This window comes from Streptomyces huiliensis (genome assembly GCF_020037025.1).
Classification (GTDB): domain Bacteria; phylum Actinomycetota; class Actinomycetes; order Streptomycetales; family Streptomycetaceae; genus Streptomyces; species Streptomyces huiliensis.
The window spans coordinates 1-15317 of the sequence record NZ_JAIQLH010000013.1; the positions used below are offsets into that span (position 1 = coordinate 1).

Here is a 15317-nt window from a genome sequence, read left to right on the forward strand (position 1 = left end):
CTCGCCGCCGCGCCCGCCGGGCCCGCGGCCGTCGGCCGGGCCCTGCTCGCCACCGCCGAGGCCGAACTCCGGCGCGCCTGGGAACGCGGTTGGCAGCCCGCCGACGTGATGCGGCCGGTCCGCCGCGACGCGCCGCCCGCCGGCCTCCGCTTCGTCCTCGCCGCCGTCGCCGCCGAGGCCCGCCGCTACGCCCCCGGCACGCTGCCCCCGCGCTGGGCCGGGCAGCTCCGCGAGCTGGACGCGACGGTGTGGTGGCCGGACGACGACGCGTTCCTGGACGCCTTCGCGCGCCGCGAGCGCCTCAGCCGCTTCGAGACCGTCGCCACCGCGCTCCTCGCCCTGCGCCTCGTCGCCCGCCTGCCGCACATCGGGACCGCGGGGCCGCTCCCCGGCGCGGCGAGACCCGCGGGCGCGCCGACCGCCGCCGTCGAGCCGAAGACGCTCGCCCGGATCCGGGCGCTGCTCGCCAAGGCCGAGTCGACGGACTTCCCCGACGAGGCCGAGGCGTTCTCCGCCAAGGCGCAGGAGCTCATGGCGCGCCACTCGCTCGACGACGCGCTCCTCGCCGCCGCCCCGGACTCCGCCGCCGGCGACGGGCCGGGGACCTGCCGGCTCGGCGTCGAGGGCCCGTACGAGTCCGCGAAGGCCCTGCTGCTCAGCGCCGTCGCGGAGGCGAACCACTGCCACGCGGTGTGGTCCGGCGAGTACGGCTTCTCGACTGTCGTCGGCTTCGAGGCCGACCTGGAGCTCGTCGAGCTGATGTACACCTCGCTGCTGGTGCAGGCGGACACGGCGATGCGCCGCGCCGCCGACGCGCACCACCAGGAGGCGAACGAGCGGGGCGCGCGCGGCCGTTCGGGCCGCCGGACGCGCGACTTCCGCGAGTCCTTCCTCATCGCCTACGCTGCCCGGATCGGCGACCGGCTGTCCGCCGCCGCCCGGGACGCCACCGAGCACGCCGCCCGTCCCGAGGCCCTGCCCGTGCTGGCCGCGCGCGACGTCGCCGTCGGCGAGACGGCCGGCCGCCTGTTCCCGGAGACCACCTCGCACCGGCTCCGGGGTCGGGACGCGGAGGGCTGGGCGCGGGGGACGGAGGCGGCCGACGCGGCCCGGCTGGGGCGGCGTCCGGGGCGCTGAGGCCGCCGCTCAGTCGCCCCCCTACGGGTCTACGCGTACTCCCACCACCGCCGCACCTCGTCGTCGGTGACCTCGTCGGCCTCCGCCGCCGCGCCCAGCGCCTCCAGTTCGACCTCGGCCGCGCGGGCGTAGTGGTCGACGACCTCGTCCGTGAGCAGCTTCCGGGCCAGGGCGCCGGCCCGGAACCGTGCCACGGCCTCCGCCAGGCCGGCCGGGACCGGCGGCGCGTCCTGCCCGTAGGCGCTGCCGGTCACGGCGGGCGGGGGTTCGAGGGTGTGGTCGAGGCCGTGCCGGATCGCGGCGAGGGCCGCGGCGAGCGCGAGGTACGGGTTGGCGTCGGCGCCGGGCAGCCGGATCTCCAGGTGGAGGCCCTTGCCCCGGCCGACGACCCGGACCGCGCAGGTCCGGTTGTCGTGTCCCCAGGTGAACGCGGTCGGCGCGAAGCTCTCCGGCACGTAGCGCCGGTAGGAGTTGACGTTCGGCGCGTACAGCGGCGCCAGCTCCGGCAGCGCGGTGAGCAGGCCCGCCACGGCGTGCCGGCCGGTGGCCGACAGCCCGCCGCCGGCGTCCGGCACCACCGGCTCGTCGCCCGCCCACAGGGACAGGTGCAGGTGCAGCCCGCTGCCCACGCCCGGGGCCGGGACCGCCATGAAGGACGGCGCCAGCCCCGCCCGCGTCCCCAGGTGCCGGGCGGCGTGTTTGAACAGGACGTGCCCGTCGCAGGCCGTCAGGGCCTCGCCGTACGGGAAGGTGATCTCCACCTGACCGGGGCCGGCCTCCGTCTTGGCCGCCTCCAGGGGCAGCCCCGCCCCGCGCATCGCCGACCCGAGGGCGCGCAGGAACGTGTCCGTCCGGTCGTCGTGGTCGAGGGAGAGGTCCCGGTTGCGGCCGGTGACGGGCCGCAGCCCGGCGCGTCCGGCCGCCGCGAGCTCGTACGACCCCTCGTACAGGACGAATTCGGTCTCCAGCCCGGTCCTGGCGCTCAGCCCGCGCTCCGCGAGCAGGCCGAGCTCGCGCCGGAGCAGCTCCCGGGGCGCCACCGCGACCGGCCGCCCGTCGAGCGTCGCGTTCGTGTGGACCAGCGCGGTCCCCGGCCACCAGGGGAGCACCCGGACGGTCTCCGGGTCGGGGGTGAGGTGCAGGTCGCCGTAGCCGGTGTCCCAGGAGGAGAGGGCGTAGCCGGGCAGCGGGCGCATGTCGACGTCGGTCGCGAGGGCGTAGGCGCACAGGTCCGAGCCGCCGTCGACGACCTTCTCGACGAAGTGCCCGGCGTCGTAGCGCTTGCCCTTGAGCCGGCCCTGCATGTCGACCAGGGCCAGCGCCACGGTGTCGATCCGGCCGCGCCGGACCTCCTCGCGCAGTTCGTCCGGGGTGAGCCGGCCGTTCGAGGGGGTGAGGGCGTCCATCAGACGATGTCCTCCATGAGCTGGGTGCCGCGGGACGAGGTGTCGTACGTGGGCGTGGTGAGGGAGCTCTTGGCGAACGGCCACCAGGCGGTGGCCAGCAGCAGCGCGGCGGCCAGGGCGATGGCGGCGTAGTTCATCGTCTCGGCATTGACCGGGCTGGTCTGCGGCAGGCAGAACAGGACCGTGGCGAACGACACCCAGCCGACCGCTATCCAGCCGACCGGCCGGCTCCAGCGGCCCAGGGTCCACGGCCCCGGGGTGAACCGCTCGGGGTGGCGCAGCCGCAGGAACACCGGGATGACGTACGAGGGCGTGATGCCGATGACGTTGATGGCGGTGACGGCGTTGTAGGCGGTGGTGGAGTACAGCGAGGGCAGGGCGAGGACGAAGGGGCCCACGACCGCCAGCCACACGGCCGGGTAAGGGGTCTGCGTCCTGCTGCTGACCCGCCGCCACAGCCGCGAGCCCGGCAGCGCGCCGTCGCGGCTGAACGCGAACGTCATCCGGGACGCCGACGCGATGCCCGCGTTGGCGCAGAACAGCTGCGCGCCGATGACGATCAGCAGCAGGAACGTCGCGCCGTCGGTTCCCACGGCGTCGATGAAGATCTGCGCGGGTGGCACCCCCGCCTCGGACGTGGTCGCGTAGTCGCTGATGGCGAAGGTGAGACCGGCCAGCAGGACGAAGCCCGCGATCCAGGACACCCAGATCGACCGCACCATGCCGCGGGCGGAGGCCACCGAGGCGTTCGCGGTCTCCTCGGACAGGTGGGCCGACGCGTCGTAGCCGGTGAACGTGTACTGGGCGAGCAGCAGGCCGAGCGCCGTCACGTACAGCGGGTTGTCCCAGCCGGTGTTGTTCACGAACTTGGTGAAGACGAACGAAGGCGACTGATGGCCGTCCGGCGCGATCCACAGCACGCCGACGATGATCGCCACGCCGAGCAGGTGCCACCAGACGCTGACCGAGTTGAGGAAGCCCACCATCCGCACGCCGAAGAGGTTCAGCACCCCGAAGACGAGGAGGATGGCGCCGAAGATCAGCAGGGTCGACTCCGGGGTCGGCTCCGTCCCGAACTGCAACTCGATCAGCGCGCCGATGAACTGGGCCGCGCCGTAGCCGCTGCCGGCGATGCTGCCCAGCAGGCCCAGCAGGTTGACCCAGCCCGTGTAGTAGCCCCAGCGGCGGCCGCCGAGCCGGTTGGCCATGTAGAACATCGCGCCGGAGGTCGGGTAGGCGCTGGTGACCTCGGCCAGGGCCATGCCGATGAAGAGCACCATCAGGCCGACGCCGGCCCAGCCCCACATCATCACCGACGGGCCGCCGGTGTTCAGCCCGAACCCGTAGAGGGTCATGCAGCCGGAGAGCACCGAGATGATGCTGAAGCTGATGGCGAAGTTGCCGAACCCGCCCATGCGCCGCGCCAGTACGGGCTGGTAGCCGAGGTCCCGCAGCCGCTCGCTCTCGTCCGGCAGCCGCATGGAGTGGTCCGGCCCCATTCCTGCTCGTGGTCTCGACGTAAAGGACACAGGACTTACCTCCGAAGCGCTGAACGGGAAGGCTGGTACGGGGACGTGATGGGGACGTTCTCGGTGTTACGGGTGGTGTTACGGGTGGTGTGTCTGATGGCCGACGGGCGGGTGGGGATCCCGCCGCGGCGGCCGGGTACGGGCGCGCCGGTCTACGGGGGCCCCGCCGTCCTAGCGGCGGCTCACCGGCGGCTCACCGGCGCGGTCCCCCGCCCGGCCCGCCGGCCGCGGCCTCGCACTGGCCGCGGGCCCGGACGATCCACTCGGCCGCCACCTCCTCGGCGGGCCGCCGGTCACCAGGGTCGGCGCGGTGGACCCAGGGCCGGGTGGCCGCGCACGGTCCCATCGCCGCGAACACCCGCGCGGCCTCGGTGAACCGGTGGGCCGCCCATAAGGCGTGGGCCAGGTGGCTCAGGTCGAGGATCGAACGGCCGGCCGGATGCGCCGCTTCGAACCAGCCCCGCAGGGCGCGTTCGGCGTCCTGGACGGCGTACTCCCCGGCCCAGTACATGTCCAGCTCCCGGCCGGGGCCGTGCCGGTCGCGCCACAGGCCCACCCGGACGTACAGGGGCAGGGCGAGCAGCGGCGATCCGTGCGGCGTGCGGTCGAGCACCCACCGGGCGAACTGGTGCGCCTGCCCCCAGGAGCCGTCGGCCCGCGTGGCCAGCAGCGTCGTCATCCGGTGGTACGCCTCGCGGTTGCCCGGGTCGCGCCGTTCGACCTCGCCCAGCAGGTTCCAGGGGCCGGGGGCGAGCAGCGGGTCCGGGGCCGGCACGCGGTGTTCGGGGAGCCGCTGGTGCTCGTCGAGCGGGGCGAGGGCGAGCAGGCAGGTCCAGGGCACGGGGTCGTCCGGGGACGCGTACGCCGCGGCGCCGCACGCCTCAACCGCCTCGTCCCACAGTCGGCCGGCGTCCTGGTGCCCCAACCGGTGTGCGCGGACCGTCCGTTCGACGGCCACCCGGGCGTGCATCACGGCCGCGGCGACGCTGTCCGGCTCCTCCGCCCGCCACATCCGCACCATGTCCGTCCCGGCGGCGGCCGCCCCCAGGACCTGGGTGCGGCTCGACCACCGGCTCCAGTCGCGGGCGCGGACGGTCCGGTCGAGCAGCGTCCGCATCGACAGCCAGCGCCCGGCGGGCAGGTCGGGCAGCACCATCCGCAGCTCGTCGTCCAGGCCCGCGGGGTCGAAGCGCGGCCGGAACTCGCCCCGGCCGGCGGCTCCTCGTGAAGTCAGGGCCATCAGGACGTCACGCCCCCCGGCGCCGGTTCCGGCTTCGCTCCCGTACGCCCCCGGTGTTCCCTGCGCGCCCTGCCGAGCGCCTGCCGCAGCGCGTCCGGGCGGGTGGGCGAGCGGGGGGCGTCGGGGACGACGTGCCAGTGCGGGCCGGGCGGCGCCGTGCGCTCGGCGGACGGGAGGAGCACGTGGCAGCGTCGCCCGAGCGGCACCGTGTCCCGTTCCTCCCAGCGCGCCGCCGTGCCCACCGGGACGAGGAAGTACATGCGGGGCTCGGGCCCTTCGGGGTCCAGGACCACCGGGCCGACCGGTTCGCCGGCCTCCCGCAGGAGCGCGACCGCGCGCCGCCCGACGGTCTCCGGGACGCGCACGGCGTCCCACCGCTCGCCCGCCGCGCACAGGTGCGGCCCGTCGCCGACGGGCACCCAGCGCGGGGGGAGGGGCCGGGCCGCCGGACGGGCGCTGGACATCGGACGTCACCTCTTCCACAACGTGGGGCCGACCATTCCATTCGCCGGGCGTTCGCGTGCGGACAGATTGTCCGCGCGTCCTCCGGCGCGGCCTCTTGACACGCGCCTCAGGAAGTGCCGACGCCCGCCCAACTGCCGAACGAGGTCAGCTCATTGGGCGGGCTGGCGTCCATGCGCAGCAGGGCGGCGGCGGTCTCGCGGACGGAGGGGTGGAAGCGGGTGTGGTTCGGCGCGAGCCTGCGCGCCCGCTTGAGGGCGGCGAACGCCCCGGGCCTGTCACCGGCGGCGAGCTTCGCCGAGGCCACGTCGATGAAGTGGTGGCTCGCCCGCTCACCGGCCGTGCCGGCGGGGGGAGTCCACTCGCCGCCGGGGACCGGCGACCACGCGGCCGGCAGTGCCAGGGCCCGTTCGGTGTCGCCCGTGCGGAGCGCGGTGTGCAGCTCGTGGATGCGGATGTTGGTCGGCCCGAACGCCATCTCGTAGGCCGGGGAGTCGCGGTTCCCGGCCGCCCGCGCCACCTCCGCCGCCTCCCGCAGCCGGTCCCGCGCCCGCTCGGGGCTGTTCTCGCGCGCCTCCAGCACCGCCAGTTTCAACAGCACCGCGCCGTCGACGGCGAGGACGTCGTCCCGGGCCGCCGGGGAGGGGGCGCGTTCCAGCTCGCGGCGCAGGGCGGTGAGTCGACGGCGCGCCGGGGCGTACGCGCCCTGCCGGAGCATCGCCCCGGCGACCAGGTACTCGGCGGTGATCCGCAGCAGCGGGTCGCCGGAGCGGTCGGCGGCCCACCGCACGCGTTCGAGTGCCGTGTGCGACAGGTCGTGGTGGCCCGTCTTGTGCGCCAGGGAGTTGACCGCCCGGTAGGCCCGGACCAGCTGGCGGAAGGCCTCCTGCCGCTCCCGCGCGTGGCCGTCCAGGGCGATGTGCGTCAACTCCGTGATGACCGGCGCCAGGAGAGGCCCCATCGGCACGTACCGGGCGTCCCGCCGCAGGGCCGCCACCTGATCCGTCTCCGAGGCCAGGACCGGCAGCGGGCGGGGAGCCAGGGCGAGGTCGTCGGGACTGTCGTGGCAGAGCAGGACGCGCCGGAGGCCGGGAAGGACGGCGTACACACCGTCGTCGGATTCCGTTTCCCCGTAGTGCGGTTGCCCGGTGAGCGCTTCGGGCCCCAGGTGCAGCGCCTTCGCCAGAGCCAGGACGAGCGCGGGCGACGGCTTCCGCTTGCCCGACTCCAACTTCTGTACGTAGCTCGGGGAGATGGCGACCTTCTGCGCCAACTGCGCGGCGGACAGCCCGCGTGCGCGACGGGCGATGCGGAGGCGGTCTCCCGGGGTGGGCCGGTGGCGGGGCGGCGGGCCGGTCTCGTCGTGATCAAGCACTCGGCTCAGACTAGTGAACGGACGTTCGGGCCGGCCCCTCGGCGGACCGTTCTCGCCGATCGTTCCGGACTCCTTCACCGTCCGTTCCGGGTGACGTGCCCGCGCGTCCGCGGGGCGGCCGCTGCGGTGGCCGGGGGTCCGTGCAGGGCCGTGAACAGCCCTTCGAGCACTCGCCCTTGGTGACGGTCGCGATGCGGGGACCGTCACCCGAGTGGCGGCCGTGCCGCATGCTTCCGGGCGGGCGGGCGGGCGGGCGGGCGGACGGGCGGACGGGCGGGCGGACGGGCGGACGGGCGGACGGCGACCGTCGGGGCGCGGCATACTGCGGGGCATGCGAGTGGCGTTGATGAGCGCGGGATCGCGGGGTGACGTGGCGCCCTACACGGGCCTGGGGCGCGCGCTGGCCCGGGCCGGGCACGAGGTCACCCTGGTCACGCACGGATGTTTCGCACCCCTGGTCGAGGCCGCGGGGCTCGGCTTGCACGCCCTGCCGGTGGATCCGCGGGCCGAACTGAACACCGAGCGGGGCAAGGCGCTGCAGAACAGCTCCACCGGCCTCGGGCAGCTGAAGCGCGTGGGGTCGCTCGCGCGGGAATCCGCCGAGCGGATGGCCGAGGAACTGGTGCGGGCCGCGGAGCGGGCGGACGTGCTGCTGCTGTCGAGCTCGCTCGGCACGCTGGGGCACACCATCGCCACTGGTCTCGGCCTGCCCAGCCGGGGCGTCTACCTGCAACCGCACGCCCCCTCCGGGGCGTTCGCGCCGCCGGTCGTCACCGCCGGTTCCTGGGGTCCCACGGTGAACCGGCTGGCGGGACGGGCCGTGGCCGCAGCCGTGGACAGCCTGTACGTCCCCGCCCTGCGCACCGTACGCGCCCGGCTCGGCCTGCCGCCCCTCGGCTCGCGCGCCGCCCGGCGGATCCGGGAGCGCCAGGACTGGCCCGTGCACCACGGCTTCAGCCCCCTCGTCGTACCGCGCCCGGCCGACTGGCGCCCGGGCCTCACCGTCGACGGCTACTGGTGGCCGTACACCGAGCCCGGCGCGGAACTGCCCGCACCGGTCCGGGACTTCCTCGCGGCCGGCCCGCCGCCGGTCTTCGTCGGGCTGGGCAGCGCCACCCTGCCCCACCCCGAGCGCCTCGCGGCGACCTTCGTACGCGCGCTGCGCGCGGCCGGTCTGCGGGGCATCGTCCAGCGGGGCTGGACCGGCCTGGAGGCCGAAGGAGACGACCTGCTCACCGTCGACGAACTGCCGCACGCCGCGCTGTTCCCGCACCTGGCGGCCGTGGTGCACCACGCGGGCGCCGGGACCACGGCGGCCGGCCTGCGCGCCGGCGTCCCCGCCGTGCCCGTCCCCGCCTGGTTCGACGCCCACTTCTGGTCGGCCCGGCTGACCGCCCTCGGCGTCTCGCCCGGCCCCGTCCCCGTCCGCCGCCTCACCGCCCCCGCCCTCGCCGCGGCCCTCCGCCGGGCGACCACCGATCCCGGCTACCGGAGCCGCGCGCAGGCCCTGGCGGCCCGCCTCCGCGAAGAGGACGGCACGGCACCGGTGGTGGCGGCGGTGAACCGGCTCGCGGGGGCGTGAGAGGGCGGCTCCGGCGCGTGCACCCGGGCGCCGGGCGCCCACGCCTGCCGGTGACCGGCTCATCGCCGGTACACCGTGGAAGGAGGTGTCGGTCGCGACGCGGAGAAGGTGAGGGACAGTGACGCTTCTCGATCTTCAGGTGCTGGAAACCGAGGCGGAGGCATGGGGTCGTGAGGCGGAGGAGGCCGCGGGGGCGGGTTCCATCCTTGACCCCAACAGCGGCATCAGCATTCTCATCTGTCACTGACGGAAGGGGCCGCCGATCGGCCGGCGCGAGGCCGGGCGACGGTCACCCTCACCGCTGACTGTTGCGGAATCCGACGATCACCGCGCCCCACCAGCACAGTTGGGACACCAGGGCGGTGCCGGCCCCCCAGGCCAGGAACCGGCGCGACGGCTGTTCACTGGGCCGCAGGCCGGCCGCGCGCCGGTTCAAGAGTCCGGCCTGCAGCCCGTTCAGGGACAGCACGAGCACCATCACCAGCTTGACCCGGGTGAGGGTCGACGACGTGTCCGGGTGCAGCAGCATGCCGCTGCCGACCAGGCCCGTCAGGCCGGCCCAGATCGGCGTGTGCAGCCGGGCGGCGCCGTCGAGGGCCTCCGTCAGCGCCATCCGGCCGGTCAGCCACAGCAGGCCGTAGTAGTCGGCGACGAGCACGGCCCCGAAGCCCAGCACCAGCGTCGCCAGGTGCGCGAAGAGCGCCGCGGAGTGCAGCGAGGCGTCCGCCCGCAGATGCGCCGAGATCCATACCGCGGCGGACCAGGCCGCGCAGACGGCCAGCCCGGTCGCCGCGACCGTCCACCACGAGTCGTACACCCGCACGGGCCGGGGGCGCCGCGCGCCCGCCGCCCAGGCCGGCGTCGTCCGCGCGCGGGTGAGGAGGGGCGCCGACGGGTCGTGGGGCAGGCCGGTGGACACACTTCTCCGATCAGGTAAGGCGAGGCTTACCTCACCGTTGGTGAGTGGTCACTATGACCGCCCCGACCCGCTGATCACCACCCGCGGCCCCTCTTGTGACCACGTCGTTGCCGAGCCGAGACCGGCGCGCCCGCCCGGCCCCGCCCGTCCCCGTACGGCTCAGGCGTCCGGGGACGGCGCCTTCGCGACCCCGATCGGGCAGCTCACGCCCGTACCCCCGATGCCGCAGTAGCCGCCCGGGTTCTTGTCGAGGTACTGCTGGTGGGGCTCCTCGGCCCAGTAGAAGGGGCCGGCCGGGGCGATCTCGGTGGTGATGTCGCCGTGGCCGGAGGCGCGCAGGACCGCCTGGTAGGCGTCGCGGGAGGACTCGGCGGCCCGCTGCTGGGCGGGGGAGTGGGTGTAGACGGCGGAGCGGTACTGGGTGCCGCGGTCGTTGCCCTGGCGGAAGCCCTGGGTGGGGTCGTGGGACTCCCAGAAGACCTTCAGCAGCGCCTCGTAGGAGACGGCGGCCGGGTCGAAGACCACCCGGACCGCCTCCGTGTGCCCGGTCAGGCCGCTGCACACCTCGTCGTACGTCGGGTTCGGCGTGATCCCGCCCTGGTAGCCGACGAGCGTCGTCCACACGCCGGGCGTCTGCCAGAAGCGGCGCTCGGCGCCCCAGAAGCAGCCCAGGCCGAAGTCGGCGACGGCCAGGCCCTCGGGGTAGGGCCCGGCGAGCGGGTTGCCGAGGACGGTGTGCCGGGCGGCGAGCGGGAAGGCCGGCTCGGGGCGGCCCTTGAGGGCCTCCTCCTCGGTGGGCAGACGGTGGTCGTGGCGGAGGTGGGGGAAGAGCATCACGACTCCAGGGCGGCGGCGGACGGTGTGGAGGGGGAACGCGCGGCCGCGGGTCCGGAATTCCCGGCTCCTCCTACCCCCCGTCGTCCCCCCTGGGGCACCCCCCGTCGTCCCCCCGGGGGCCGCCCCCCGGTCAGAACCCCGCCACCGCCCGCGCCCGGTACGCGGTGTACACGGCGACCGGGTCCTCCTCGTACGTCCACGGGATGGCGCCGATGTGCCCGTCCACCGCGCGCAGGTGCTCCAGGGCCTCGGGGTACCGTCCGGCGTTCACCAGGAACCAGGCCAGCAGGTGCCGCACGTGCGGCAGGACCGGGTGGTCGGCGGGGGCGTGGACGACCGCGTACTGGGCCGCCTCGATCGCGTCCCGGACGACGGCGCTCTCGTACAGGCTGCGCACCAGGTTGACGTCGGGCAGGTGGTCGTGGACGGCGAAGAGCGGCAGCGCGGGCAGCAGGCTGCCCTGGGGGGCCGCCGCGGCGGCGCGCCGGGCGAAGGCGTCGGCCTGCTCCTGCGAGCCGTGCCACTTCGCGCTCCAGTAGCGCAGCGCCACCAGATGCGCCCCCATGTGCCCCGGCGCGCGGGAGACCACGGTCTCCCAGACGGACTGGAACTCCGCCTCGCTCGCCCCGAGCCCCCGCTCGACGTTCAGCCGGACGATGTACGGGACCGGGTCGCCCGGCGCGAGCAGCGCGGCCTCGGCGCAGACCGTCCGGGCCTCCTCCAGGATCATGCGGTAGTCCTGCGACGAGGGGTCGCGCATCGCCTGCTGCACCAGGAACTCGGCCTGCACGGCCGCGCCGCCCGCGTCCTTGGGGGCGACCACGCGCCAGTGGCGCAGCCACATGCCGCCGGTGCCGGGCGCCTCGGCCAGCTCCCGCGCCGCGGCCCCGGCCAGCGTCTGCACGCGCTGCCAGCGCAGCTCGGCGGCGCCGTCCGCCGGGGTGCGGGCCAGCAGCTCGGCCGCCGGCTTCCAGTCCTGGGTGCGGCGGGCCTCCTCGACGGCGGCCAGCAGCTCCGGGTCCGGGCCCGGCAGCCGCACGTCCAGCCGCTCGGGGGAAACGAAGCCGTGCCCGTACGACGGGTCGACGGCCGCGCCGGCGCCCCGCAGCGCGTCCTGGGCCGCGCGCCGGCGGCGCAGCGCGGGCGCGACGACGACGCCACAGATGACGACGAGGGCGAGCAGGATGAACAGAAACTCCATGAGCTGTCCTGGGATGGGAGGGAGTGCGAGGGGCGCTCCGCGAGGGGCCGACGACGTAAGGACGAGGCAGCACGCCCGATCGTTCCTGACCTCGGATTCCGAGGCCCGGCCGATCGTTCATCCGCCGGTTACAAGTGAACAGGAGTATTCCGGTAAGGCGGGTACTACTCTCGGAACAATGAGCGACCAGCAGCAGCAATCCTTCGAGACCCTCGCCATCCACGCCGGGCAGGAGGCCGACCCCCTGACCGGGGCCGTCGTGCCGCCGATCTACCAGGTCTCCACCTACAAGCAGGACGGCGTGGGGGGCCTGCGCGGCGGCTACGAGTACAGCCGCAGCGCCAACCCGACCCGTACCGCCCTGGAGGAGAACCTGGCGGCGCTGGAGGGCGGCGTCCGGGGCCTGGCCTTCGCCTCCGGCCTGGCCGCCGAGGACTGCCTGCTGCGTACGCTGCTGGCCCCCGGCGACCACGTCGTCATCCCGAACGACGCCTACGGCGGAACGTTCCGCCTGTTCGCCAAGGTCGTCGGCCGCTGGGGCGTCGAGTGGTCCGTCGCCGACACCTCGGACCCCGCCTCCGTCCGCGACGCGATCACCGACCGCACCAAGGCCGTCTGGGTCGAGACGCCCTCGAACCCGCTGCTCGGCATCACGGACATCGCCGCCGTCGCCCAGGTGGCCCACGAGGGCGGGGCGAAGCTGGTGGTGGACAACACCTTCGCCAGCCCCTACCTCCAGCAGCCGCTGGCGCTCGGCGCGGACGTCGTCGTGCACTCGACCACCAAGTACATGGGCGGCCACTCCGACGTCGTCGGCGGCGCGCTGATCACCAACGACGCCGTGTTCGGCGACGAGCTCGCCTACCACCAGAACGCCATGGGCGCCGTCGCCGGCCCCTTCGACTCCTGGCTGACGCTGCGCGGCATCAAGACCCTCGCCGTCCGCATGGACCGGCACAGCGCCAACGCCGAGCGCGTCGCCGACCTGCTGCTCTCGCACCCCAAGGTCACCCGGGTCTACTACCCCGGCCTGCCGGAGCACCCGCTGCACGAGGTCGCCGCCAAGCAGATGAAGTCCTTCGGCGGCATGGTCTCGTTCCGCGTCGAGGGCGGCGAGGAGGCGGCGGTCGAGGTCTGCAACCGCGCCAGGCTGTTCACCCTCGGTGAGTCCCTCGGCGGCGTCGAGTCGCTCATCGAGCACCCCGGCCGGATGACCCACGCCTCCGTCGCCGGCTCCGCCCTGGAGGTCCCGGCCGACCTCGTCCGACTCTCCGTCGGCATCGAGTCGATCGACGACCTGCTGGCGGACATCAAGCAGGCGCTGGGCTGAGCCGAACCCAGCCCGTCCGGCGCGTGAGGACAGCGCGCGCAGCGCGCTTCGGGGGTGCGGGGGCGGAGCCCCTGCAAGAAACGGTGAAAGGGCGGGGCCGGGGCACCACCCCTACCCCCGGGGCGCCGCACGGAAGATGACACCTGCGGCGCCCGCCCGGCGAGGGCGCCCGCCCGGCCGGGCGGCGAGCGCAAGGCGCCCCCGCCGCGAGGAAGACGGCGAGCGCCGTCAGGAAGCCGGCGGCACCTGCGGCAGAGAGCTGTGCACCTCGGACAGCGCGGAGTTGAACCGAGTCAGCAACGTGCAGAACACCGCCCGCTCCTCCTCCGTCCACCCCTCCGTGCACAACGCCATCAACTGCCTGCGCGAAGCCCGCACCTCGTCCAGCCGCGCCTTGCCGCGCGGCGAGAGCTGGAGGACGACGGCCCGGCCGTCCTCCGGGTGCGAGGTGCGCTTGACCAGGCCGGTGTCGACGAGGGGCGCCACCTGGCGGGTGACGGTCGACGAGTCGATGCCCATGCCCGCGGCGAGCGCCTTGACGCCCATCGGGCCTTCCTGGTCGAGGCGGTTGAGCAGCAGGTAGGCGGCGCGGTCCATCGAGTTGTGGACGCGGCCGACGCCGCCGAGCCGGGTCTGTTCTGCACGACGGGCGAAGACGGCAACCTGGTGCTGGAGAGTGTCGAGGACACCTGGTGCGAGGTCGGTCGTCATGTCCGGAGGGGTGGGCATGGCTGGGGACTCACTTCGTGCGGCGGGCTGGAATTGCTCGGGAATGGGGGACAGAGTACGCGGCCGGACGGGCGCGCGTGCCGTTGCCGGGCAAACCGGTCGGTTCGTATGGTCGCGGGGTCCCGTTCGTTCGGATGGCGGCCCCCTCGCGGGTCCAGGGCTGCGAGACTGGCGGTATGGCTGCACGAGTGGGAGGCGGCGGCGACCGTCCGGCACCCGTCCCTCCCGTTCCCCCCTCTGACCCCGGTACGTCGGAAGAGCCCCTCCCCGGCCTCCCCGTCACCCTCCCCGTCACCCTCGACGACATCCGCCGGGCGCAGAAGACGCTGTCCGGTGTCGCACGGGTCACCGCGCTGGAGGGCAGCCGGCACCTGTCCGGACTGATCGGTTCCCCGGTGCACCTCAAGTGCGAGAACCTCCAGCGGACCGGCTCCTTCAAGATCCGCGGCGCGTACGTGCGCATCGCGGGCCTCTCCCCGGCGGAGCGCGCGGCCGGTGTGGTCGCGGCGAGCGCGGGCAACCACGCCCAGGGCGTGGCCCTCGCGGCGTCCCTGCTCGGAGTGCGGTCCACGGTCTTCATGCCGGAGGGCGCGCCGCTGCCGAAGGTCGTCGCCACCCGTGAGTACGGAGCCGAAGTGCGGTTGCGCGGACAGGTGGTGGACGACGCGCTGTGCGCCGCCCGGGAGCACGCGCGGCGCACGGGCGCGGTCCTCATCCACCCCTTCGACCACCCGGACGTCATCGCCGGCCAGGGAACCGTGGGACTGGAGATCCTGGAGCAGTGTCCCGAGGTGCGGACCGTCGTGGTGGGCATGGGCGGCGGCGGGCTGGCGGCCGGGATCGCCGTCGCGCTCAAGTCGTTGCGGCCGGACGTGCGCGTAGTCGGCGTCCAGGCGGCGGACGCGGCGGCCTACCCGCGGTCGCTGGCCGCCGGCCGTCCGGTGGCCGTGGAGGCGCCGGCCACGATGGCCGACGGCATCAAGGTCGCGCGGCCCGGCGACGTACCGTTCCGGATCGTCCGTCGGCTGGTGGAGGACGTCCGCACCGTGTCCGAGGACCAGTTGGCGAGCGCGCTGCTGCTCTGCCTGGAGCGGGCGAAGCTGCTGGTGGAGCCGGCCGGGGCGAGTCCGGTGGCGGCGCTGCTGGCCGCCCCGCGGTCGTTCGAGGGGCCCGTCGTGGCGGTGCTGTCCGGCGGGAACGTCGATCCCCTGCTGCTGCAGGGCGTTCTGCGGCACGGCATGGCCGCCGCCGGTCGCTACCTCTCGCTGCGGCTGCGGCTCACCGACCGCCCGGGTGCGCTCGCCGCCCTGCTGGAGGTGCTGTCCGCCGTGGACGTCAACATCCTCGACATCGGCCACGTCCGCACCGACCCGCGGCTGCGGCTGACGGAGGCGGAGGTCGAACTGCACCTGGAGACGAAGGGCCACGAGCACTGCGCCGCCGTGCGCACGGCGCTGCGGGAGGCGGGCTACCCGGTGCTGTCCTGATTCCCGCCCGGTTTCCGCTGGTGTCTGCCCGATTCCCGCTGATGCCTGAGGGCCGGGCGAATATCCGGAATTTCCATTCACGG

At 74.8% G+C, this 15317-nt stretch carries 14 protein-coding genes; 5 read left to right on the forward strand and 9 right to left on the reverse strand.

Annotated features, from left to right (window positions below; translation table 11 throughout):
* Positions 1 to 1137 (forward strand): DUF2786 domain-containing protein (locus JNW98_RS03385; RefSeq protein ID WP_223766546.1); only part of this gene is annotated, 1137 nt, incomplete at its 5' end.
* Positions 1138 to 1166: 29 nt separating this feature from the next.
* Here the strand turns inward: JNW98_RS03385 and JNW98_RS03390 are convergent.
* From JNW98_RS03390 to JNW98_RS03410, 5 genes are all read right to left on the reverse strand, one after another.
* Positions 1167 to 2543 (reverse strand): glutamine synthetase family protein, encoded by a 1377-nt coding sequence (locus JNW98_RS03390; protein WP_223766547.1) that lies wholly within the window; start codon positions 2541 to 2543, stop codon positions 1167 to 1169.
* Positions 2543 to 4042 carry an amino acid permease gene (locus tag JNW98_RS03395; protein ID WP_223766548.1) on the reverse strand — a complete coding sequence of 500 codons (1500 nt, stop codon included), beginning with the start codon at positions 4040 to 4042 and terminating at the stop codon, positions 2543 to 2545. Before JNW98_RS03395 ends, JNW98_RS03390 begins: the two co-directional genes overlap by 1 nt.
* 223 nt (positions 4043 to 4265) lie before the next feature.
* Entirely contained in the window at positions 4266 to 5312 is a 1047-nt protein-coding gene (locus JNW98_RS03400) for a hypothetical protein (RefSeq protein WP_223766549.1), read from the reverse strand.
* Complete coding sequence (locus tag JNW98_RS03405; RefSeq protein WP_223766550.1) at positions 5312 to 5776, reverse strand: hypothetical protein; 465 nt, start codon at positions 5774 to 5776, stop codon at positions 5312 to 5314. The genes JNW98_RS03400 and JNW98_RS03405 overlap by 1 nt, the downstream gene beginning before the upstream one ends.
* A gap of 107 nt (positions 5777 to 5883) precedes the next feature.
* Entirely contained in the window at positions 5884 to 7149 is a 1266-nt protein-coding gene (locus JNW98_RS03410; protein WP_223766551.1) for a helix-turn-helix domain-containing protein, read from the reverse strand.
* A 331-nt stretch (positions 7150 to 7480) separates the two neighbouring features.
* Here JNW98_RS03410 and JNW98_RS03415 point away from each other — a divergent pair, with 331 nt between their 5' ends.
* Both JNW98_RS03415 and JNW98_RS03420 read left to right on the forward strand, forming a co-directional pair.
* Positions 7481 to 8731, forward strand: a complete 1251-nt coding sequence (locus tag JNW98_RS03415; protein WP_223766552.1) for a glycosyltransferase — start codon at positions 7481 to 7483, stop codon at positions 8729 to 8731.
* A gap of 118 nt (positions 8732 to 8849) precedes the next feature.
* Positions 8850 to 8978, forward strand: coding sequence for a SapB/AmfS family lanthipeptide (locus JNW98_RS03420; protein WP_223766553.1), 129 nt, complete (start codon positions 8850 to 8852; stop codon positions 8976 to 8978).
* 48 nt (positions 8979 to 9026) lie between these two features.
* On the opposite strand, the gene JNW98_RS03425 is transcribed toward JNW98_RS03420, so the two are convergent.
* The 3 genes from JNW98_RS03425 to JNW98_RS03435 all read right to left on the reverse strand — a co-directional run bounded on the left by JNW98_RS03425 (position 9027) and on the right by JNW98_RS03435 (position 11688).
* Entirely contained in the window at positions 9027 to 9650 is a 624-nt protein-coding gene (locus tag JNW98_RS03425; RefSeq protein ID WP_223766554.1) for a hypothetical protein, read from the reverse strand.
* Between the two features lie 159 nt (positions 9651 to 9809).
* Positions 9810 to 10484 (reverse strand): peptide-methionine (S)-S-oxide reductase MsrA, encoded by a 675-nt coding sequence (msrA, locus tag JNW98_RS03430; protein ID WP_223766555.1) that lies wholly within the window; start codon positions 10482 to 10484, stop codon positions 9810 to 9812.
* Positions 10485 to 10617: 133 nt separating this feature from the next.
* Complete coding sequence (locus tag JNW98_RS03435; protein WP_223766556.1) at positions 10618 to 11688, reverse strand: hypothetical protein; 1071 nt, start codon at positions 11686 to 11688, stop codon at positions 10618 to 10620.
* A gap of 178 nt (positions 11689 to 11866) precedes the next feature.
* Here JNW98_RS03435 and JNW98_RS03440 point away from each other — a divergent pair, with 178 nt between their 5' ends.
* On the forward strand, positions 11867 to 13018 hold the full coding sequence (locus tag JNW98_RS03440) for a cystathionine gamma-synthase (RefSeq protein ID WP_223766557.1): 1152 nt from the start codon (positions 11867 to 11869) through the stop codon (positions 13016 to 13018).
* 228 nt (positions 13019 to 13246) lie between these two features.
* Here JNW98_RS03440 and JNW98_RS03445 read toward each other — a convergent pair whose 3' ends face one another.
* Complete coding sequence (locus JNW98_RS03445) at positions 13247 to 13747, reverse strand: MarR family winged helix-turn-helix transcriptional regulator (protein WP_004949133.1); 501 nt, start codon at positions 13745 to 13747, stop codon at positions 13247 to 13249.
* A 176-nt stretch (positions 13748 to 13923) separates the two neighbouring features.
* On the opposite strand from JNW98_RS03445, the gene ilvA reads away from it, so the two are divergent.
* Positions 13924 to 15234: a threonine ammonia-lyase gene (gene ilvA / locus JNW98_RS03450; RefSeq protein WP_223766558.1), complete on the forward strand. Its 1311-nt coding sequence runs from the start codon at positions 13924 to 13926 to the stop codon at positions 15232 to 15234.
* Positions 15235 to 15317: the final 83 nt, after the last annotated feature.

What these genes read in the sequence shown, in the direction of transcription:
- JNW98_RS03435 (WP_223766556.1), bottom strand. Translation starts at nt 11,688, where the DNA reads ATGGAGTTTCTGTTCATCCTGCTCGCCCTCGTCGTCATCTGTGGCGTC.
- ilvA (WP_223766558.1), top strand. Translation starts at nt 13,924, where the DNA reads ATGGCTGCACGAGTGGGAGGCGGCGGCGACCGTCCGGCACCCGTCCCT.
- JNW98_RS03400 (WP_223766549.1), bottom strand. Translation starts at nt 5,312, where the DNA reads ATGGCCCTGACTTCACGAGGAGCCGCCGGCCGGGGCGAGTTCCGGCCG.
- JNW98_RS03440 (WP_223766557.1), top strand. Translation starts at nt 11,867, where the DNA reads ATGAGCGACCAGCAGCAGCAATCCTTCGAGACCCTCGCCATCCACGCC.
- msrA (WP_223766555.1), bottom strand. Translation starts at nt 10,484, where the DNA reads ATGCTCTTCCCCCACCTCCGCCACGACCACCGTCTGCCCACCGAGGAG.
- JNW98_RS03445 (WP_004949133.1), bottom strand. Translation starts at nt 13,747, where the DNA reads ATGCCCACCCCTCCGGACATGACGACCGACCTCGCACCAGGTGTCCTC.
- JNW98_RS03395 (WP_223766548.1), bottom strand. Translation starts at nt 4,042, where the DNA reads ATGGGGCCGGACCACTCCATGCGGCTGCCGGACGAGAGCGAGCGGCTG.
- JNW98_RS03405 (WP_223766550.1), bottom strand. Translation starts at nt 5,776, where the DNA reads ATGTCCAGCGCCCGTCCGGCGGCCCGGCCCCTCCCCCCGCGCTGGGTG.
- JNW98_RS03390 (WP_223766547.1), bottom strand. Translation starts at nt 2,543, where the DNA reads ATGGACGCCCTCACCCCCTCGAACGGCCGGCTCACCCCGGACGAACTG.
- JNW98_RS03415 (WP_223766552.1), top strand. Translation starts at nt 7,481, where the DNA reads ATGCGAGTGGCGTTGATGAGCGCGGGATCGCGGGGTGACGTGGCGCCC.